21 protein-coding genes and 1 tRNA gene are annotated in these 20,546 nt (G+C 60.9%); 10 read left to right on the forward strand and 12 right to left on the reverse strand.

Translation table 11 applies throughout. The features are described 5' to 3' along the window. Positions 1–3 precede the first annotated feature (3 nt). Entirely contained in the window at positions 4–933 is a 930-nt protein-coding gene (locus M6D32_RS21825) for a 2-dehydropantoate 2-reductase (RefSeq protein WP_298260123.1), read from the forward strand. On the opposite strand, the gene M6D32_RS21830 is transcribed toward M6D32_RS21825, so the two are convergent. The 5 genes from M6D32_RS21830 to M6D32_RS21850 all read right to left on the reverse strand — a co-directional run bounded on the left by M6D32_RS21830 (position 930) and on the right by M6D32_RS21850 (position 5,325). Beyond that, complete coding sequence (locus tag M6D32_RS21830) at positions 930–2,570, reverse strand: lysine--tRNA ligase (protein ID WP_298260125.1); 1,641 nt, start codon at positions 2,568–2,570, stop codon at positions 930–932. The two genes, M6D32_RS21825 and M6D32_RS21830, sit on opposite strands and share 4 nt — an antisense overlap. A gap of 154 nt (positions 2,571–2,724) precedes the next feature. Then, a complete protein-coding gene (locus M6D32_RS21835) occupies positions 2,725–3,531 on the reverse strand; it encodes a transporter substrate-binding domain-containing protein (RefSeq protein ID WP_298260166.1) in 807 nt (268 codons plus the stop codon). Between the two features lie 251 nt (positions 3,532–3,782). Continuing rightward, positions 3,783–4,373, reverse strand: a complete 591-nt coding sequence (locus tag M6D32_RS21840; RefSeq protein ID WP_298260127.1) for an SCO family protein — start codon at positions 4,371–4,373, stop codon at positions 3,783–3,785. 16 nt (positions 4,374–4,389) lie between these two features. Next, entirely contained in the window at positions 4,390–4,584 is a 195-nt protein-coding gene (locus tag M6D32_RS21845; protein WP_298260129.1) for a hypothetical protein, read from the reverse strand. 282 nt (positions 4,585–4,866) lie between these two features. Continuing rightward, positions 4,867–5,325, reverse strand: a complete 459-nt coding sequence (locus M6D32_RS21850) for a hypothetical protein (RefSeq protein WP_298260131.1) — start codon at positions 5,323–5,325, stop codon at positions 4,867–4,869. Between the two features lie 293 nt (positions 5,326–5,618). Here M6D32_RS21850 and M6D32_RS21855 point away from each other — a divergent pair, with 293 nt between their 5' ends. Then, entirely contained in the window at positions 5,619–7,274 is a 1,656-nt protein-coding gene (locus M6D32_RS21855; protein WP_298260133.1) for an FAD-binding dehydrogenase, read from the forward strand. Between the two features lie 100 nt (positions 7,275–7,374). Then, positions 7,375–7,725, forward strand: a complete 351-nt coding sequence (locus M6D32_RS21860) for a RidA family protein (RefSeq protein ID WP_298260135.1) — start codon at positions 7,375–7,377, stop codon at positions 7,723–7,725. Positions 7,726–7,829: 104 nt separating this feature from the next. Here the strand turns inward: M6D32_RS21860 and M6D32_RS21865 are convergent, their stop codons facing one another. Next, positions 7,830–8,894 (reverse strand): aromatic ring-hydroxylating dioxygenase subunit alpha, encoded by a 1,065-nt coding sequence (locus M6D32_RS21865; protein WP_298260137.1) that lies wholly within the window; start codon positions 8,892–8,894, stop codon positions 7,830–7,832. Between the two features lie 129 nt (positions 8,895–9,023). Between M6D32_RS21865 and M6D32_RS21870 the strand changes: the two genes are divergently transcribed. From M6D32_RS21870 to M6D32_RS21885, 4 genes are all read left to right on the forward strand, one after another. Next, on the forward strand, positions 9,024–9,941 hold the full coding sequence (locus M6D32_RS21870; RefSeq protein ID WP_298260139.1) for a LysR family transcriptional regulator: 918 nt from the start codon (positions 9,024–9,026) through the stop codon (positions 9,939–9,941). A gap of 87 nt (positions 9,942–10,028) precedes the next feature. Continuing rightward, the gene (locus M6D32_RS21875; protein WP_298260141.1) at positions 10,029–10,712 is read left to right on the forward strand and encodes an RNA polymerase sigma factor; all 684 of its coding nucleotides are present in this window, start codon (positions 10,029–10,031) and stop codon (positions 10,710–10,712) included. A gap of 107 nt (positions 10,713–10,819) precedes the next feature. Continuing rightward, the gene (locus M6D32_RS21880; protein ID WP_298260143.1) at positions 10,820–11,341 is read left to right on the forward strand and encodes a DUF4142 domain-containing protein; all 522 of its coding nucleotides are present in this window, start codon (positions 10,820–10,822) and stop codon (positions 11,339–11,341) included. An 11-nt stretch (positions 11,342–11,352) separates the two neighbouring features. Next, a complete protein-coding gene (locus tag M6D32_RS21885) occupies positions 11,353–11,673 on the forward strand; it encodes a cupredoxin domain-containing protein (protein ID WP_298260145.1) in 321 nt (106 codons plus the stop codon). Between the two features lie 22 nt (positions 11,674–11,695). On the opposite strand, the gene M6D32_RS21890 is transcribed toward M6D32_RS21885, so the two are convergent. The 6 genes from M6D32_RS21890 to M6D32_RS21915 all read right to left on the reverse strand — a co-directional run bounded on the left by M6D32_RS21890 (position 11,696) and on the right by M6D32_RS21915 (position 18,261). Further along, complete coding sequence (locus tag M6D32_RS21890; RefSeq protein WP_298260147.1) at positions 11,696–12,397, reverse strand: thioredoxin family protein; 702 nt, start codon at positions 12,395–12,397, stop codon at positions 11,696–11,698. Between the two features lie 752 nt (positions 12,398–13,149). Further along, positions 13,150–13,223, reverse strand: a tRNA-Gly gene (locus tag M6D32_RS21895). 150 nt (positions 13,224–13,373) lie between these two features. Continuing rightward, positions 13,374–14,426 carry a hypothetical protein gene (locus tag M6D32_RS21900; RefSeq protein WP_298260149.1) on the reverse strand — a complete coding sequence of 351 codons (1,053 nt, stop codon included), beginning with the start codon at positions 14,424–14,426 and terminating at the stop codon, positions 13,374–13,376. Between the two features lie 52 nt (positions 14,427–14,478). Beyond that, on the reverse strand, positions 14,479–15,495 hold the full coding sequence (locus M6D32_RS21905; RefSeq protein ID WP_366145851.1) for an HNH endonuclease: 1,017 nt from the start codon (positions 15,493–15,495) through the stop codon (positions 14,479–14,481). A gap of 840 nt (positions 15,496–16,335) precedes the next feature. Continuing rightward, the gene (locus M6D32_RS21910) at positions 16,336–17,898 is read right to left on the reverse strand and encodes a hypothetical protein (RefSeq protein WP_298260153.1); all 1,563 of its coding nucleotides are present in this window, start codon (positions 17,896–17,898) and stop codon (positions 16,336–16,338) included. Between the two features lie 147 nt (positions 17,899–18,045). Then, entirely contained in the window at positions 18,046–18,261 is a 216-nt protein-coding gene (locus tag M6D32_RS21915) for a hypothetical protein (protein ID WP_298260155.1), read from the reverse strand. A 277-nt stretch (positions 18,262–18,538) separates the two neighbouring features. On the opposite strand from M6D32_RS21915, the gene M6D32_RS21920 reads away from it, so the two are divergent. From M6D32_RS21920 to M6D32_RS21930, 3 genes are read left to right on the forward strand one after another with little or no spacing between them, the layout of a single operon-like run. Next, a complete protein-coding gene (locus M6D32_RS21920) occupies positions 18,539–19,117 on the forward strand; it encodes a methylated-DNA--[protein]-cysteine S-methyltransferase (protein ID WP_298260157.1) in 579 nt (192 codons plus the stop codon). A gap of 9 nt (positions 19,118–19,126) precedes the next feature. Next, the gene (locus M6D32_RS21925; protein WP_298260159.1) at positions 19,127–19,966 is read left to right on the forward strand and encodes an AraC family transcriptional regulator; all 840 of its coding nucleotides are present in this window, start codon (positions 19,127–19,129) and stop codon (positions 19,964–19,966) included. 58 nt (positions 19,967–20,024) lie between these two features. Continuing rightward, complete coding sequence (locus M6D32_RS21930) at positions 20,025–20,384, forward strand: VOC family protein (RefSeq protein WP_298260161.1); 360 nt, start codon at positions 20,025–20,027, stop codon at positions 20,382–20,384. Positions 20,385–20,546 lie beyond the last annotated feature (162 nt).

Genomic DNA, 20,546 nt, shown 5'->3' on the forward strand with positions numbered 1-20,546 from the left:
GACATGCCGCCAGCAACTGCCAATTCCGAACGCCAACGCATTGCCGTCATTGGGCTCGGCAGCATCGGCGGCGTGGTTGCCGGCTTGCTTGGCGCGGCGAAGCAGCATGATATCGTCGCGTGCGTCAGGCGCCCGATCGAGCGAATGACCGTCGAACGGACGGAGGGCGCCACCGAGTCTCCTATTCCCACGCTGACCGATCCATCCCAGGCGCAACCGCAGGACTGGGTGCTCCTCTGCACCAAGGTACAGGACACGGCATCGAGCGGGCCATGGCTGCAACGGCTGTGCGGCCCGAAGACGCGGGTTGCAGCGCTGCAAAACGGCATCGCCCATGCCGAAAACCTTGCGCCGTTCGTCGGCGGCGCGGTCGTGATCCCGGCCATCGTCTACTACAACGGCGAAAGACTAGCGCCGGACCGGGTTCGCTACCGCCGCGGCGGCGAACATGACTTCGCCGTTGCGGACGGCGCGGACGGACAGGCGTTCGCAGCTCTGTTCGAAGGCACGCGGCTACGGACCCTCTTGAGCCGTGACTTCAAGACGCTGGCGTGGCGGAAGCTCTTGGTCAATGCGGTTGGCAATCCCGTCTCCGCGCTCACGCTGCGGCGGAACGCGGTGTTTCTGCGCGACGACGTTGCCGCGCTTTGCCTGGCGCTGCTGGAAGAGGCCGTTAATGTCGGACGCGCCGATGGCGCGCAGCTTGCGGCCAATGAGGCCGCACAGACGATGGCGAGGCTCACAGCCATCCCGCCCGATGCCGGTTCCTCGATGTATTTCGATCGCCTTGCGGGCCGCCCGCTCGAGATCGACGCGTTGACCGGCGCCGTGGTGGAGATAGCGGAACGGCATCGCGTGCCGACGCCGCTTTTGCGCATGCTGCTGACGCTTGCGCGCGCAGCGAGCGCTTCGTCCGCGCCGAATGGCGGTTAGGCCGACCGCGCCAGCGCTCCGTCGATCATCGCGACCGCATTGGAGAGGCCGTAGACCGCGACGAACGAACCGAAGCGCGGGCCTTTCTCCTGCCCGAGCAGCACCTGGTAGAGCATGTTGAACCAGTCGAGCGAGACGCCCGGCCTGCCGTCCTTGCCCTTTTTTATCGCGTCGAGGAACGGCTCGCGCCGCCCGATCTCGTAGACCACGTTCTGGATGTCTTCCGCCGTCGATTCGGCAGGCATGTTGGCCAGCGCATCGCGCAGGTCCTGCAAGGCGGCGCGTTCGGCTTGCGTCGGCTCGCGGAATTTTTTGGTCGGTGCCACGAAGTCGCGATAGTAGTTGATGGCGTAGCCGACCATCGCATCCAGTTTGGGATGCGTTTCCGGTGTCACGCCCGAACGATAGCGCCCGATGAATCCCCACAAGGTCGAAGCGTTCTCCGCATTCGACGACGACACCAGCGTCAGCAAAAGCTGGAACGTGACCGGCATATCGGCCTTCGGCGGATGGCCGGCGTGGATATGCCAGACCGGATTGCCGAGCTGCTGCCGCGCGTCCTGACGCGGAAAGCCTTCCAGGAACTGCTGATAGTCGTCGACATTGCGCGGGATCACGTCGAAATAGAGCCGCTTGGCCGCCTTCGGCTCGCGGTACATGAACAGCGACAGCGATTCCGGCGAGGCGTAACGCAGCCATTCGTCGATCGTGAGCCCATTGCCCTTCGACTTCGATATCTTCTGGCCCTTCTCGTCCAGGAAGAGCTCGTAGTTGAAGCCTTCCGGCGGCGTGCCGTCCAGCGCCGAACAGATCTTTCCGGAGAGCTTCACGGAGTCGATCAGGTCCTTGCCGGCCATTTCGTAATCGACGCCAAGCGCCGCCCAGCGCATCGCCCAATCAGGCTTCCACTGCAATTTGCAGTGTCCGCCGGTGACAGGAAGCGTGACGCGCTCTTTCGTTTCCGGGTCGTCATAGGAGATCGTGCCGGCCTTGATGTCATGCGCCGTGATCGGCACATAGAGCACCGTGCCGGTGCGCGGACAGATCGGCAGGAACGGCGAATAGCTGGCCGCGCGCTCTTCGCGGAGTGACGGCAGCATGATCGCCATCACCTTCTCGATCCGCTCCAGCATCTTGAGCAGCGTCGCGTCGAATTTTCCGCTACCGTAGTAATCGGTCGAAGAAGCGAATTCGTAGTCGAAGCCGAAAGTGTCGAGGAAGGCCCGCAGCCGCGCATTGTTGTGCGCGCCGAAACTCGGATGCGTGCCGAAGGGATCCGGCACCTTGGTCAGCGGCTTGCCGAGATACTCTGAAAGCATCTCCTTGTTCGGCACATTGTCCGGCACCTTGCGGAGGCCGTCCATGTCGTCGGAGAAGGCAAGCAGGCGGGTCTTGATCCTGTCCTCGGTCAGCACGCGAAAAGCGTGGCGCACCATGGTGGTGCGCGCGACTTCGCCGAAGGTGCCGATGTGCGGCAGGCCCGACGGACCGTAGCCGGTCTCGAACAGCACCTCGTCCTTCGGTGTCCTTTTCAGCCGCGCCACGATCGCTTTCGCCTGCTCGAAAGGCCAGGCGTTGGATTGTTCGGCGACCGCACGCAGGTCGCCGGGGCTGGCTGAAAGTTCGGTCACGGACATTTTTAGGAAGGTTCTCCGAAGGTGAAGTGGCCACTATAGCCGTCATTCCGGGGCGATGCGCAGCATCGAACTTTGGTGTGCAGTTGCACACCAGAGAATCTCGAGATTCCGGGTCTGGTCCTTCGGACCATCCCGGAATGACGAAGTCAAATGCCTAGAACGGGCTGACCGAAAAATAGCGCAGCCACAGGTCGGTATACCGGCCTTTTTCCCAAAGCCGGAACAGCGCGTAGTTGATAGCCTGCCGCAACAGGTCATTGCCCTTGCGCACGGCGATCCCGACGCCTTCGCCGAAATAGCGGCTCTCGACAAAGGGGCCGCCCGCAAACGCGCAGCAGTCGCCCGAATCCGTGCCGGCGATCCAGAACGCAAGCGAGATCGCGTCGCCGAAAACGAAGTCCACCTCACCGCGCCGCAACGCCGCGCGCGCCGCCTCGTCGTTCGGATAGCTGTGCAATTCCGCATCCGTGAACATCGCCTTCAGATAGGCCTCATGCGAGGTGCCCGCGACGACGCCGACCTTGCGGCCCTCGAGAAATTCGGGGCGCACTTCGCGCATCACCGAATCCTTCCGCGACACGAAGCGCGCCGGTGCGCGGTAATAAGGATCGCTGAAGTCGAGCCGCGTGCGCAGTTGCGGCGTCACGGCGAGCGACGCGATGATGGCGTCGCCCTTATTGCTCGTGAGCGCATCGACCAGCGTCTCGAAACGCCGCATCTGAATGGTGCAGGTGACCTTGATCTCGTCGCAGATCATCCGCGCCAGGTCGACGTTGAAGCCCGCGGGGTTGCCGTCCGGGCCGGTGAAATCGAAGGGCGGATAGTCGGTCTCGGTCAGGAACCGGATGACGGTCAGGCGCGACAGATCCGGCCGGTCCGGCCGCCGCCGCGGGTCCCAGAAGCCCGGCACTGCCTGGGGGCCGGGTTCGGCCACCGGCTTCGGAGCGGATTTACTCGAAATGGCCGGAGCTGGCGTCGGGGCCGGCGTCTTTTCGCCCTCCGCCCGGGCGGTGCCGCCCGCGAGCGTCAGGGCAAGTGCGACGGCTAAGGCAAACCGGGAAGCTTTCGGCGTCGCCTGCGCCACTCCCGGCCTCCTCATTCCACCAAAACTCGTCCGGTTGGCCTGCATCGCTCGCCGATTTTCTCGAAAATCGGGGGCCTTATAAACCGAACTAACCACGAAGGCGAACAGCGTTTTGGCGCTCTTTGTCCTTAGAGATAACGCTTGAGGTCGGAAGCTGCTTCGTCGGGCTTCCGATTGATGTTGAACGGGGCGACGAACTTGCCATCGCGGTCCATCAGATAGATCAGCGCGGTGTGGTCCATGGTGTAGTCACCGTCCTTCAACGGAACTTTCTTGGCATAGACGCGGTATTCGGAAAGAACCTTGGCGACCTCCTGCGGCGTGCCGGTGAGGCCCCTCAGGCGCGGATCGAAACTCGACAAATACTCCTTCATCGCAGCCTGGGTGTCGCGCTCGGGATCGACCGAGATGTAGTAGGCGTTGACCCGGTCGCCGTCCTTGCCCATCGCCTTCAATACTTCGGACATCTCGAACAGGGTCGTCGGGCAGACGTCGGGACAATGAGTGAAGCCGAAGAAGACCAGGGTCGGGTGGCCCTGCATGGATTTTTCGGTGACGGTCTGACCGGTCTGGTCGGTGAGCTGGAACGGGCCGCCGATCGCGGCCGGCGACGTGGCATGGCGAAGGCCGCCCATCACCCACAGCATCAGCACCAACCCGACGACGAGGCTTCCAGCAAACGCTCCAATGACGACCAGCGGGCGGGCGGTCCGATCCATCATCCAAATTCCTGTCCTAAAAACACGCGGCGAAGCCGGAGGCGATCGTCTCGAAGAAGACCGTCGCGCCGTAGCGGGCCCAAAGAATCACCGCCGCGATGAAAAGCACAGCAACAATCCCTGCTCCGCCCACAACCAATACACGCGCCAAGCGGTTCGCGGGCCGGGGAGCCTGCGTCGTCAGCCGCGGCGTGGAAACGAGTTGCACCATTTTTGACTTGATCTACCTGTCCGGAAAGCCCGAAGGCCGCATGCGGCCATCCAGGCGCTCACAATGTCCAGATAAAGGCTGGCCGCGGCCCCGGCAAGCGCCAGGACTGCGGCCCCAAATCACGTGATGCTGATCCAGAGCGTTTTCGAGCGAAGCATGCCCTCGGACTTGATCCGGGGGTGGGTACCGGTTCGCGTGAAGAAAACGCGTCAAAACAAGAAATTTAGAACCCGGTTTTGATTCAATCAAAACCAGGCCCTAAGCTCGGGAATATAAGAACGGCTAATGCTGCGTCGAAGCCCGGGCGTCGAGGAAGCATGGGTGGTACATGCTCGTCAGCTCCTTGCCACGCAGGTAGATCATGTGCGGGGTGAGGCCGCCGCGCTGGTTGATCCACTTTTTCACCGGCGCCGGATACATCGCATAGAGCATGTGGGTGGCTTCAGGATTGGTGATGGCGTGACCGTCCTCGTCGAGATCCCAGGCGGCGTGGAAGCCGAGCGCCGCATGCGAAGTGACGCAAATCTTGTCGTGGGGAATGGCGCCGAGCACGATGGTACAGGCCGATGCGCAGAGACCGTCGATGATCACCATTTCGCCGGAGGAACGTACTTCCTGATATTTGTCGACATAGGTGCCGATCCGGCCGCCGCGGTCTTCGCCGATACGGACCACGGCATGGCTTGACCCCATGCTCGCCAGCAAAACGACCACAGCGAGCAGCCCCATCAGCAATTTCATTTATCCGGCCCCAGTTCAAAACCTTGCCGGACTGCGCGGATCCGACGGCGGCGTGTGATGCGTAGCGAGAGGGTGTTTCGACTTGGCAAGTTTGTCCAGATGGTCGGCGCAGTTCAAACCAAATTCAGCCCGAGTGTTGCCGGGGTGCTGCACCGGTTGGGTCCGAGGCCGGAACACGACTTTCGGCTGAGTCCGATCCGCCAACAACCCATTGTCCATTGACCACTTCGGTTGGCCATTGACCATCCGGGCGACCACGGGCTTCACTCATTCCAACAAATTGGGGAAACGCGATGGAAGAAGCCGACGTCATCGTGGTGGGCGCAGGATTGGCCGGTCTCGTCGCCGCGACCGAGATCGCGGCAGCCGGAAAGCGCGTCACCGTGGTCGACCAGGAAGGCGAGCAAAGCCTTGGCGGACAAGCGTTCTGGTCGTTCGGCGGGCTTTTCCTGATTGATTCGCCCGAGCAGCGCCGGCTCGGCATCAGTGACAGTTACGAGCTGGCACACCAGGACTGGATGGGCACGGCCGGTTTCGACCGCGATGAGGATCTCTGGCCGCGGCGCTGGGCCGAGGCCTATCTGGCTTTCGCCGCCGGCGAAAAACGAAGCTGGCTGCGCGCCATGGGGCACCGTATTTTTCCGGTGGTCGGCTGGGCCGAGCGTGGCGGCTACGACGCCATGGGCCACGGCAATTCGGTGCCGCGGTTCCACGTCACCTGGGGCACCGGACCCGGCATCGTCGAACCGTTCGAGCGGGCTGCCCGGAGTGCGGAAAAAGCCGGGCGGCTGACGTTCAAATTCCGCCACCGTGTCAATGGGCTGACGATCACCAATGGCGCCGTCGAGGGCGTCCGCGGCGCGATCCTCGAAGGCGATCCGGTGGCGCGCGGCCAAAGCAGTTCGCGCAAGGTCATCGGCGAATTCACCCAGCGCGCGCAGGCCGTGATCGTCGCTTCCGGCGGCATCGGCGGCAACCACGATCTGGTGCGGCAGAACTGGCCTGCGCGGCTTGGACCCGTGCCCGCCAACATGATCTCCGGCGTGCCCGAACATGTCGACGGCCGCATGATCGGCCTCACCGAGGAAGCCGGCGCGCGGCTGATCAACCGCGATCGCATGTGGCATTATGTCGAGGGCATAAGAAACTGGTCGCCGATCTGGCCACGCCACGGCATCCGCATTCTGCCCGGACCCTCGTCGATGTGGTTCGACGCGACCGGCAAGCGGCTGCCCTCGCCGCTCTTCCCCGGGTCCGACACGCTCGGCCAGCTCGAATACATCCTTTCGACCGGCCACGACTATTCATGGTTCGTGCTGACCCAGAGCATCATCAAGAAGGAATTTGCGCTCTCGGGCTCCGAACAGAATCCCGATCTCACCGGCAAGAGCTGGCTGATGACCGCGCGCCGCGCCACCAACAAGGGTGCGCCAGCGCCGGTCGAGGCCTTCAAGAAACACGGCGCGGACTTCATCGTGCGCGATAATCTCGCCGACCTCGTCAGCGCGATGAATGCGCTTGCCGGCAACGACCTTCTGAAGCTGGAATCGATCCAGGCCCAGATCGAGGCTCGCGACCGCGAAATCGGCAACGCCTATGCCAAGGACACGCAGATCATCAACATCCACAACGCGCGCCGCTATATCGGCGACCGCCTGATCCGCACCGCGCCGTTGCACCGGATTCTCGATCCCGCCCATGGCCCGCTGATCGCGGTGAAGCTCAACATCCTGACGCGCAAGACGCTCGGCGGCTTCGAGACCGATCTCGATTCCCGCGTGTTCGGCCGGGACGGCAAGATCATGCCCGGGCTCTATGCGGCTGGCGAAGCGTCTGGCTTCGGCGGCGGCGGCATGCACGGCTATCGCGCGCTCGAAGGCACGTTCCTCGGCGGCTGCCTGTTCTCGGGCCGCTGTGCGGGGCGCGCGGCGGCGAAGGCCGTCTCGTAGAAGGCTGTTTTGTGAAAATCAGAACCATGGTCTGCGCGGTACGCAGTAGCGCACCGCACGGCGGCAGGCTAAGTGGCAGCACCATTCAAGGGAGATCCAAATGACCATTCAACGTTTCGATACCGGACCGCGCATGAGCCAGGTCGTCGTCCATGGCAACACCGTCTATCTCGCCGGTGTCGTCGCCAACACGACCAAGGGCGAAAACATCACCAAGCAGACCCAGGAGATCCTGTCGATTATCGACGGTCACCTCAAGAAGGCCGGCACGGACAAATCGAAGCTGTTGTCAGCGAACATCTACATCACCGACATGAAGAATTTTGCCGAGATGAACGCGGCATGGGACGCCTGGGTCTCGCCGGGCAACACGCCCGCTCGCGCCACGGTCGAGGCCAGGCTTGCCGCGCCCCAGTATCTCGTCGAGATCATGGTAACGGCGGCGAAGTAGGTGGTTCTATAGACGTCATTCCGGGGCGCACGAAGTGCGAACCCGGAATCTCGAGATTCCGGGCTTGGCCCTTCGGACCATCCCGGAATGACAACGCCGTCAGCTCACGCGGCCTTGGCGGCGTTCTTTTCCGCCTCGATCTTTCGCGCAAACAGCCAGCGGAAATAGGTCAGCGGCGCATCGGCCCCGATGGCGAGAAGCTGGTAGTTGGGATCGGCGTCGAACACTTTCTGCTGCGCCTCGATGATGTCCTTGTCCTCGTTGAAACCTTCTTCGAGCGAGTGTCGCAGCGACAACGCAATGTTCGGATTGTCGATGTCGAAGTCATGCAGGTAATTCCAGAAGAAATGCGTCGAGCTGCGCGTTTCCGGCGTCATGAACTGGGCATTGCGGTATTGCCGCGTGCCGGGAACGGCAACGCCCTTGTCGACGCCGCCGCCTGCCGGGGCAAACGTCGTGTCGAGCGTGAAGATGCCGGGAATGATCATGCGGCCGATGTTGCGGCGATCGATCTTGTCGGTTTTGTTTGCAATGACCTTCTTGTGATAGGGCGGCGGCTCGGCACCCATGTGCCAGCGCTCGACCTTAAAACCGTCGTCCAGTTTCTCGATCGCAACCGGCTTGGTCTTGTAAGCATATTCCTCGGAGCCGCCGAGCGTATTGGTGTGCACGAAGGCGAGATGGGCGAAGTCGCTGAGGTTGTCGACGATCAGAAGCCAGTTGGCCTTGTAGTGCATGTAGCCGGGCAGGCCGCGCCACTTGGGATCCTCAAGCGGGGGATAATCGAGGATCAGCTTCGGGTCGGCCTTCTCGGGATCGCCGGTCCAGATGAAAACCAGATTGTAGCGTTCGACGACCGGATAGCTGCGCACGCCGAGCTTCGCCGGGATGCTGTCTTGACCGGGAATCTGGATGCATTTGCCGTCGGAGGCGAACTTCATGCCGTGATACATGCAGCGAATATCGTCGCCTTCGATGCGTCCCATCGACAGCGGCGCCGCGCGATGGCAGCAGCGGTCGTCCAACGCAACGACTTTGCCGCTCGCACCGCGATAAAGCACGATCGGCCGTTCCAGAATGGTGCGCGCCAGCTTCTTGCCGTCGATCAGTTCGTGATTCCACGCCGCGACATACCAGGAATTGTTGAGAAAAATTCCATCGTCGTTCATGTCACCCTCCCGGTTGGACTTTTTCTAATTCTTAGGTCAACAGCCCCGACCGGAGAATGGGATTTGTCTGGACACACTGTCCAGCTGGATGGACAATCGCGCGCAGGGGCGGATTCCCGGACACCGATAATGGATTGGCGCGACTGGGAGCTGTTTTGTGAGGTGGTCGAGCATGGCGGCTTCAGCGCCGCCACCCGCGCGCTCGGTCATCCCAAATCCAGCCTGAGCGCCGCCGTGCAGCGGCTGGAAGGACATCTCGGCTTACGGCTGATCGAGCGCACGACGCGGCATCTGCGGCTGACGGATGCAGGCACCACGATCTACCGGCGGATCAAGCCATTGTTCGGCGCATTGCACGACACCCGGAGCGAGGCGCTGGCGATGAGCGGCGCCGTTGCCGGGACACTGCGCATCAAATCGCCATACGAGTTCGGCGCCCACCACGCCGGACCCGTCGCTTGCGAATTGATGGAGCGCTATCCGGATCTCACGATCCGGATCGACGTCGAACATGAGATCATCAATCCGATCGCCGAGAACTACGATATCGTTTTTGCGATGCTGGAGGCGCCGTTGCCCTCCGCGGACATCGTCATCCGCAGGGTGTTCACGCTCGAGCGCGGACTGTTCGCCGCGCCGTCGCTGCTGGAACGCGTTGGCGAACCACGGACCATACAAGATCTCGGTCAACTGCCATTGCTCGCCGGCCCCGGCGATACCGCCTGGACGATCACGCCGCCGGGCGAGGAGGCCGAACACCTTGCCGTGGAGAGAGCGAAACTGGTGAGTTCGAATGCCCACATCAGGCTTCAGGCGGCGCTGGCCGGTCTGGGCGTGGTGCGGGTGACGTCTAGTTTCACCCGCGCCGCCGTCGATGCCGGCTTGCTCACGCCCCTGCTGGCTGACCACCTCTGCGAGCCCCTCAGCGTGCATGCCCTGCTGCCCACACGCCAATTCGTTCCAGCCAAGGTCCGCTGCTTCCTCGATGCCCTGGAAACCCATGCTCATGGCGGCGCCGCGATGGCGGCCGAACCGCTGCCCGGTTAACCAATTTGGCTTACGAATCTGGGGAACCTTTGACCCCTTGGGGCATCCAATGCTTGCTATCCTGCCAGATTGAAGGGTGAGACCGTCATGCAAGGGGCCCCTGCACCGAAAACCGCACCGGTTGGCGACACCGACCTCGTCGCCCGTGCCCGCGCCCGCGACGAGACCGCCATCCGCAGCATCATTCAGGCGAATAATCGCCGGCTGTATCGCCTGGCCCGCGGCATCCTGCGCAACGACAGCGAGGCCGAGGACGTCGTCCAGGAGACTTACGTCCGCGCCTTCACCCATCTCGACAGTTTTCGCGGCGATTCAAGCCTTGCTACCTGGCTGTCGCGCATCGCGATGAACGAGGCGTTGGGCCGGCTGCGCAGCCAGCGTCCCGGCGTCGAATGGACATCGCTGCCGCAAGGAACGATCGAGGCCCAGATCATCCAGTTTCCCCTCGCAGCTCAGACCGATCCGGAAAAGACCATGGCTCAACGCGAAATCCAGAATGTCGTCGAGCATGCGATCGACGAACTTCCCGAGCCGTTCCGCCTGGTCTTCATCACCCGCGTCGTCGAAGGCATGAACGTCGAGGAAACCGCCGAAATTCTCGACCTGAAGCCGGAGACCGTGAAGACGCGACTGCATCGCGCCCGCGCCCTGCTGCGCGAGAACGTCGAACGCAAGATCGGGCCTGTGGTCATGGAAGCGTTTCCGTTTGCCGGCCGGCGCTGCGAACGGCTGACCGACGCCGTGTTGAAGCGGCTGGGCTTCCAAGCCTAGATTTTGCAAGCGTAGTTTTACCGGAACCTTTTCAAGATCGCTCCATCCAACTCCTGTGCAATCAAAATGCCGGCGGCTCAAGCCCCGGCTTACAGGAGTGTCAAACCATGTTCATCCGATTGAGCGCGGCCGTGGCCGCGTTGAGCCTCGTGACCGGCGCCGCTCTGGCGCAGGGCGCCAAGCCGACCGATCCGCAGATCGCGCATATTGCCTATACCGCAGGCGTCATCGACATCGCCGCGGCCAAGCAGGCGCTGGCGAAAACCCACAACAAGGACGTCAAGACTTTCGCGGAAGACATGGTGCGCGACCATGAAGCCGTGAACAAGCAGGCGCTCGACCTCGTCAAGAAGCTCAAGGTCACGCCGGAAGACAACGACACCAGCAAGACGCTTTCGAAGAATGCCGCCGCCAAGCTCGCTGAACTCTCAAAGCTCAACGGCGCCGCCTTCGACAAGGCCTATGTCGACAACGAAGTCGCCTATCACAAGGCCGTCGACAGCGCGCTCGAGACCACGCTGATTCCCGACGCCAGCAACGCCGAACTGAAGAGCCTGTTGCAGACGGGGTTGAAGATCTTCCAGGGCCATGAGCAGCACGCCGAACACGTCGCGTCGATGTTGAAGTAAGAGAGAAAATCATGCAGCCGAGATGGATCTATTTCGCCATGGTCGCAGGACTTGTGTCGGGAGCATCCATCTCGGCGCTGGCTGCCACCGTCCAGATCACGATGGACAAGCTCGAAATCGCGCCGGCGCAAGTTTCGGCGAAGGTCGGCGACACCGTCGAATGGGTCAACAAGGACCCATTCGCCCACACCGCGACCGCGAAAAACGGCGACTGGGAAGTGATGCTGCCGCCCCATAAAAGCGGCACCCTGGTTTTGAAGAAAGCCGGCACCTTCGAATATTACTGCCGCTTTCATCCCAACATGAAGGCAGTGCTGACGGTCACGCCGTAACGCGGGACCAGCTCGCCCGGCTTCAGGTCGAACTGCGAGCCGCAAGCCGGCTCGCGCCAACGATGCGGCCATTCGGAGCCTCGATCACCACGGCGACATCCTGCCCTTCGGGAAAGCGCTCATTGAGGCGCAGCGCCGCGCCCGACCATTGACCGACGCTGCGGATCGAGCGAACCACATTGGCTTCGGTGAGCGTGCGGCCAGAGTTTTCGCCGCGGCCGATCGCGGTCGTATGCTCGTGATCGAAGCCGATCAGCAAGATCCGGCCGCGGCCCGAACCGGCGCCGACCTCGATCGAGACCTGCTCGCCACTTTTGGTCACATTGACCGGAGCTGCCGTCTGCCCCTGGCGCTTGGCCTTCTCGATCGCAGAGCCAACCTCGCCGCGGTCCGAGCCGACCATTCCGGCGGCGCCATCAACGACGATCTCCGGCGTATAGGAGCCATCGCCAAAGCGGCGGCCGTACGCGGCCTGCCGATCGGTCGCGGCTTCCATCGAGAACGGATCCTTCCAGCCGAGGCGATCCCAATAGGTGACATGGAAGGCCAGCGCCAGCACGTCACGCCGGCCTCGCGACAGTTCATTCAAATAGGCATTGGCCGGCGGGCACGACGAGCAGCCCTGCGAGGTGAAGAGTTCGACGACGACGGGCCGCTCGGCTGCATGAGCCATGATCGGCAGGCCAGCGATCAATCCGAGCGACAGAACAAGGCGCGAGAACATGGTGATCCTCCGTGGTTCGTTCGCATGCTGTTCGGAAGGAAAACGTGAATTGTTACGCGCGGCGGCACGTCACACGAAATCTTGAGGGATCTGCCAGCAAGGAGCCTTTGCATCGCAAAACCGGCGATGGCGCATCGGTCATGGCGATCCGCGCCGGACGATAGGCGCTCAGGTCTGGTGCGACCGGGATGAAGGCTGTCGCCTCATTAAGGTCCTCCCTGCGGCGGAGGCTCTCCTTATCATTGCTGTGGACTGCTGCCGTTTTGAACGCTTGGGGCGGGCTGGGCCGATGGCCTGGTCGGAAGCGCAGTTGCGCCAGCCCTGTCAACCGAAGCGGCGGTGATCATGTTGATAGCGCCGCCCTGAACCTCATTCTTCGGGCCGAAATCCGTGAAGTACAAGGTGACCGCTCCGACCACTGCTACGACAGCGGCCACTGTCACGGGCACCATGCGGCTCAGCGCCTTTCTCTGCTGGGGGCGTTCCACAAGTCAGTCTTTCGGTTTGGTCGTTGCTAAAGTTACGGGTCTGGAGCGAATAAGTTGCACCGTGGCCGACAGTTTGGAACGACATAACTGATATCGTGGTTCGATAGTTTAGCCGTTCCCGCGAATGCGGTCGTCGGCAGCTATGACTATACGCTCGCAAGAACGGCCGAAGGATCGAAATTCGGGTCGCACCAGCTATCGCACAACATCGCCGGCGAGCGCGGACTCAATGTGGGTTCGGGTAGAACTGCGCTGAACTGAGTCTGGAGCGGGCGAAGGGAATCGAACCCTCGTATGCAGCTTGGGAAGCTGCCGTTCTGCCATTGAACTACGCCCGCTAAATCAAAAACTTAGCGTATACTTTCCGAAGATTTAGTCGCCTTAATGGTCGCCGCCTCATTCCTTCGGGGCCTCTTCATAGCTCGCCCTTGCCCCCGGCGGCAAGATCAGCCCAAGTTTAACGGTCAAAAAGGCGCAAGCCACGCAGTCTAGCTCAATTGCTCTCGGATAATGTTTGGCAAATAGTCCGAAATACGCAAACTAGCTCCCACCCCGATCACTTCAAGCCAAACTGCTTGCTCAGCGGCATGCTGATCAACAAGATAAAGGACGTCCCTGTTATGCTGCTTTTCAATTAGCACGTGGCAGCACACTGCTCGATACCCGAAGTCAACCACGCTCAACTGAGTTAGGTCATAGTCTTCGACCCTTTTCAAAAGCGGCGGCACCAAAGTGGTGTCATTCGACACCAGTCTTGCTCGCTCGAAGTCGAGCGTTGCCGTTCGCAGGATTAATGCGTCGTTCCAGTAAGTGGTCTTATAGAAATACGGAAACATATCGAGCGATCCGCCCGGCTTTTCCGAAGTTCGCCAAAACGTATGAAGGACGTCTCCTACTTTTTCAAAGCGCTCCGCTTGAGGCGAATAGACCAGCGCCTCAAACCCTCCGCCCCACCTGTTTGCGATCGTGCTTCCGGTCCTAAATTCTTCGTTCGTAAGTGCCGCTAGCAGACCATGCGCGACTTGAAATTCGCCTGCACTCTTATCGGAAGTCCAAGCGGCTTTCTGGAGTAAGCTTAGGAAAGCATCGCAGCCCGAACCCGCGACACGTACTGACCCGAAGTTTGGAGCATGCTTAGCAGGCACGCCGATAGCAAAGCACGAATAATTGACAATTGATCCTTGTCTTTCGCCAAGAACTAGTCCGACGAGTTGCAGTTGATCGATCTCGTGGCTGATTGCTTTGAGTTCATCAATCACTCGATCCGCGTCGAGCATCGGCCGATCCGAGATCGCAGTAAGTACCCTCAAGGCTTTCTCTGCCTGAACTGCCTGACCAGACCACCCAACGACAACGCGCTTGTTTATAATGTTGATCTTCTGCGCTAAGCCGACCTCAAAGGCGAACCCTCGATCAGCCAAGATTTGATTTATGTCGCCGACTAAGGGGAGATTAACCTTTACTCCCCTTATCGTTTCGGAAGACAGAAGCACGTCCCCAATAAGAAACGGAGCGCGGTTTATCGACAGTTGCGCGATCAACGTCAAAGCTATCAATCCGGTGTCATCATAGCGAGGTCGGTCTAACAGCCAACTAAAGCAGATCTGGTACGGGCGAAGGAAATGTTCTTGTCGCCTGCCATGTTGTTACTATCCGATGCACTTCCTCCGCGAACGTCGTCTCCATCTTGTTGCCGCTGACGGCATCCATTGCGACAAATCGCAATTCAGTTGGATGAGCGTTAGAGCCATCAAAATAGCGCGCAGCATCGGTACTCACCAATACTACAGCTGCATACAAATCGAAGATGCGAACAGCGATCACAACGTTTCCAGCTTTCTCTTGAGAATAAGCTAGATGATGTGACTGATGCGGTTTCCAAAAGGGAGAAAATGCTTCGCAATCAGCTGCCGGGCCGACGAAACCGTGAAAGCTATCTAGCGATCCCACTTCGGGTTTACAGATTGCTGTCCGCAATGCAGCTGCAAGTGGATCGTCAAGATAACTTTCGCCAAGCCACAAGAAGGCAAGTTCGTAAGCAATCTTGAACATTGCGTGGCGCAAATACGCGTAACTGACACAAATGTTCATTCGAACAGTCGGGTTCACAAGCGTGTTAACTGAGAGCTTGGAAACCTCGATTGCAAGTTCTTCATCCGACAACGGAGGCATGCCGTGTCGCTTCCGCTCTCGATTTATGATGACGGTAACTTTCTCTTTATCTCTAGCGTCAACAACGATTTGCCGAATTTTCTGTCCATCCGGCGTAATAGCATCGGTTGCTTGGTAGAGCCGATGCAAGTCGAGTTTATTGGTCGCCTCGTCGTACGTCACTCGGAGACGCCCGCCGGCCTCTCCAACCAGTTCCACATCGCCAGTGAGCAGTTCAAAGCGCCCGGGCGGCTTACGAGAATTGCCAGCCAAGCCAAGCTCCCCCCGGCGGACGCGGATAGGAAGATAATCAGTCAGGGCGAGATCAACCCGGCTTCCGAGCTCCGAATTGCATGGTTCGCAAACTCGGTCAGTCGTCAGACTTCCTCCGATGGCAAGCGGCACGACATGCTCCAAGCTGGGCGGACGCTCCTTCGAACAGAAAATACAGCGCATCATTTTATCCGGTCGGGACGCTTACGGTTCCGCTTCATACAGCTCATGGGCAAACTCCCGGACCTCCTGCGAGGCTGCGCGCCAAGAATTCAAGAACTCTTGCTGGTTGCTCATAGAGAATATACGCGCTTTGTATGTCAGTTCGGAAGGAAGGCGGCCTTGCTGCAATAGTGATGCGCACTGCTTATCGACAAACATGGCATCGACGTAGGGTGCGTACGTCGCTATCTCATTAAAGTCGTTCAGGACGCCAGCAGTCAGGTCTGGTCTTTGCCGCAGTCAAGGGGGCTTGGCTTGACGTCTATCTACTTATTTTATCATGTCCGCCCGATTGCCGTCCATTATCCAGCGCTCTGCTGAGCGCCGTGAAAAAGGGGACAGTGCAATGCAATTCATCAAGTACTCTGTAGAGCTTCGGTCGAGAGTAAACGCATTGGAGAGTGAGTTCATGAGGACGCCCCAAGGTTAGGGCAGCCTTCTTCTATCGTCCTCGCGGCAAGAAGGGGCGATGATGCTCGCGAGCTACCCGCCAGAATTCGTGATCCTCCTAAAGGAACACGGACTTCAGATCACTTAGCCAAAAAGCCGCCGCCGCGTTGAGATCGGCGACGGCTTCCGGCCGTCGGATTTCGCGCGGTTGCCGTTCTACCATTGAACTACGCCCGCGATCGGAGCCCACCATAGCGAATGGCGCGGCGGGATCAAGGCGGGGAAGCAGCATTGGTAAAGAACGCGGGACGATCTCTCGCGCCTATACGCGGAAGATCGGCGGGTCGTAAAAGAAGGGCGGCAGAGACACTCTCGAACGCGTTCTCGAATATCCCTGCCTTCTTTGTCAGTCCATCAGAACTGGTAGCGCAGGCCGACGCCGGGATCGACGGAGTTGGCCTTGTTGCCGGTGTTGCCGGGCGTACCGTTGGTTTGCAGGAAGCCGCTGGCGAGGCCGTTCGCAGCCTGCGACCACATCGCGCCGGCGTACATGTCCACGTGCCGGGCGAAGCGCCAGTCCACAACCAGCGAGACGGCATCCAGCGTGCCGCTGCATTGTGCAGACGCCACGGTATTGCAGCCGGCGATAGCGCCGGTCCCGTAGCTATTCTGCCACTCGTGATAGTAGGCGCCGGCGACGTCGAGGTTCGGCATGATCGCATACTTCGCGCCGATCCAGGCCGTCTGCAGGATCTTGTCGTTCGGGAAGTTGGCGTTGTTGGGGTTGGCCAGAATGTATCCGCCGTCGAGGAAAGCACCCGCCGCGAGCGGACTGTTCGGATTGGAGAGGCCGACGTGCTCATAGCCGCCGAACAGCTTCCACGGTCCGATCGTGTAACGCAGGCCGACCTGGAACACGGTGTTGTCGGACACGGTGCCGGCGACCTGGCCGTTGCCGATGGCGAACGCCGTGGCGGCCTGGAGTTGCGCAGAACTCAGGGGAGCAGCGGAAACGGCGTCGTAGACCTTGCCGCCCACGAAGTCGATCGAGAAGCCCATATAGTCGAAGCCAACGTCGCCCTCGAAGGCGTTGCCGGTGCCGCTGTTGCCACCGTTGCGAAGCTGCGCTTCGGCCGCCAATCGAACCGGGCCGATGTTCACCCGGTATTCGTACGAATTGTCGTAGATGCGGTCTTCGGTGTCGCCGCCGCCGCCATTGGCGCCCTGGTAGGTGAGCAGCGACCAGGCGTTAGACCCGCCAAGCGCATCATAGTTGGTGACGAGGTCTGAGCTCAGCGCGCTCTGGCGGCCCATGGTGAGCGTGCCGTAGATCGGCGAGCTCACGCCGAAATAGGCGGCATTGTTGAACATCTGGCCGGCCTTGGACGAATCGCTGAACGCGTTCTGGAAGCCGGTCGGAAGCCCGTTGTTCTGGACAACGGAGCCGATGCCGCTGGAGGCCTGTCCGCTTGCCGGATCAAACTGCGTTTGCAGGTTGAAGACGGCGTACAGATTGTCGGCGATTTCCTGCTTGCCGCGCAGACCAATGAACGACGTCGAGAGCTGGTTGGGACCGGCGCCGAAATACGCACCGTTCGCATTCTTCGAGACAAGATAGTCGAGCGGACCGACGGCGAGCGGGCTCAACGGAGCACCGTGGTTCTGATAGGTTACGCCCATGTCGAAGTTGCCGTAAAGACAGATTCCCTTGATGCAGAGATCGTCATTCTCCGGCGGCCTCGCCTTGACGGCTGCCTTGTAGGGCAGGTCCGCGGCCATCGCGTCGACCGGGTTGACGGTCGGCACTTCAGCTTTCCGGGCTTCAAGAGCCTTCTGCCGCTTTTCCAGGTCAGCAAGGCGCCTGGTCATCTGCTCGCGCAGTTGCTTCTGCTGAGCCTTGATGTCCGTAAGTTCGTCGGCATGGGCAGCCGTGGCGAATGCCAGCACGGCCATCGCCGATATGAAAGTCTTCTTCATGTTGGTCCCTCAAAATAACGATCGCTGCACATACGCGCCGCGAAAACTGGATAACGGCGTCCCGGACGGGACGCCCACGCGCGCGCTTCTGCTTCAGCTTGCGGAAAATTTCTGTAGCGGACTCGCCACAACGCGTCGCAAACACCGTTAAATCAGGGGTAGCGACAAGAATGTGAAAACGGCGGCGACTTCGATCACCATGAAGTCAGACAATGCGACGAACCTTTCATCGCAACGTCGTAAAAGCTTAACAATGCAAGCTTCGTGGGGGTGAGACGCAGACATCGCGGATGAAATCATCGCGGCGCGCGATATCGCCTTCAACGAAGGCACGGTGATCGGCGCAAACAGCAAGGCCGCCAAGCGGAGTATCCTCGCTTGACGGCCTTGCGACGTTTTTCCGGACGGGGGAGGTCCGGTGCGGGACGTCTAGCAAAGCGTCGCCGATGCACGAACTGAACAATAGTTGATCGGAGCGTGTACGCCGGCGCCGGCGAAGACACCGTCCGCACCCCTCGCCTCTTGCGATCGAAAATTGTTGTCCACTGGATTCGTGTGCGACGCAGGTCTTAACCGGATTGTCATTTTTCGGGTGCGGCCGCCAGGCTCGGTGCTATGATGCTGGTGGGGACCAAGCGTTATGTCGGGGCGGGCGTACACGATTTTCGATACGGCGATCGGCCGATGCGGCATCGCGTGGGGCCATCAGGGCATTGTCGGCGTGCAGCTCCCCGAAACCCGCGAGATCGATACCCGCAGGCGGCTTTTTCAGATCTATCCCGAGGCGCGCGAAACGCGCCCCAATCCCGATGTCGAAGCGGCGATCGAAGGAATCGCGGCCCTGCTCCACGGCAAGACCGCTGATTTCGCCGGCGTCACGCTCGATGCCGGCGGCATTCCGCCTTTCGACCAGCGGGTCTACCAGATCACGCGCCGAATTCCGCGTGGCGAGACCATGACCTATCCCGAGATCGCGACCAGGCTCGGCGCGTCCGGCGCCGTGCGCTCGGTCACCCAGGCCATCAGCCGGAATCCCTTTGTCGTTATCGTCCCCTGCCACCGCGTTCTCGAAGCGGGTGGCTATGCCGACAAGATGTCCCTTCACGGCGGTTTGATCTCCAAACGGAGGCTGCTCTCGATCGAGGGCACCATGAGCCCTGCGAGCAAGACATTGCTGGACGTATTGCTTCCGGTTGCCCCGCCGCGGCTCTCCGGTTAGCTTCAAAGGATGATCAAGAAGACGCTGCTACAGCATCGATCGATCTCGGTGAGCGATTTTCGGTGCACCGCAGGACCGAACGAGAAGCCGTTCGCGGAGCAGTTCAACTGCCACTCGGTCTCCTATGTGCGCAAGGGCAGTTTCGGCTGCCAATCCCGCGGCCGCTCGTTCGAACTGGTGACGGGATCCGTGCTGGTCGGCTTTCCCGGCGACGAATATGTCTGCACCCACAACCACGTTTGCGGCGACGAGTGCCTGTCGTTCTTTCTGGAACAGGAACTGGTCGAGGCGATCGGCGGCCGGCGCGAGGCATGGCGGGTCGGCGCGGCGCCACCTTTGCCCGAACTGATGGTGCTCGGCGAATTGGCGCAGGCCGCAGCCGATGGCCGCAGCGATATCTCCCTTGACGAGGTCGGGTATCTGTTCGCCAGCCGCTTCGTCGATGCGGTATCCGACCGGACTCGCAAACCGGTCGCGATCAAGGCCCGCGACCGCCGCCGCGCGGTCGAGACGGCGCAATGGATCGAGGCGAATTCGCATCACACCATCGACCTCGATGCCGCCGCAAACCAGGCCGGCATCAGCCCGTTCCATTTCCTGCGCCTGTTTGCCAACGTGCTCGGCGTCACCCCACACCAATATCTGGTGCGTTCGCGGCTGCGTCAGGCCGCGCGCCTGCTGTCTGACGAAGACATTGCCATCACCGACATCGCCTACGATGTCGGCTTTGGCGATCTCTCCAATTTCGTCCGCACCTTCCACCGCGCCGCCGGCGTCTCGCCAAGCGCCTTCCGCGACGCCGCACGGGGAAACCGCAAGATTCTCCAAGAGCGGCTGGCGCTGCACTGAGTAAAGGTTATCTCCATCTTTGGCGGGCCGGGCTCGCCAGTCAGGAAATGGAGAGACCATGTACGATCATATCGGAATCCGGGTCGGTGACATCGAGGCCAGCGTCAAATTCTATGTGGCCGCGCTGGCGCCGCTCGGTTACGTCCTGTGTTCCAAGGATGCGAACGGTGCGGGATTTGGACCCAAGGGCGAGCCGGCGCTTTGGCTGCATCTTCACAAGGGGCCCCCGGCGACCGGCGCCCATATCGCCTTCCGCGCCCCCAATCATGCGGCCATTGCCAAATTCCACGCCGACGGCCTGAAGGCCGGCGGCCGCGACAATGGCGCGCCCGGCCCACGCAAGGATTATAGCCCGACCTATTACGCCGCGTTCCTGATCGACCCCGACGGCAACAATGTCGAGGCGGTCCATACCTGAGACGCAGTCCCAGCTACCACCCCTCATCCTCTTATGTCCCATGTCAAGAGTAAGGGCATGACGAAGGGTTTTCTCCGAGCATTTGGGAGAGAGTGAGCGGGGATGATCGTGCAAAGGTGGAAGCAGAACCCAGAGACGTCGGTCAACAAGCTCTTATTCGCG

The sequence above is a fragment of the Bradyrhizobium sp. genome (assembly GCF_027307225.1).
Taxonomy (GTDB): domain Bacteria; phylum Pseudomonadota; class Alphaproteobacteria; order Rhizobiales; family Xanthobacteraceae; genus Bradyrhizobium.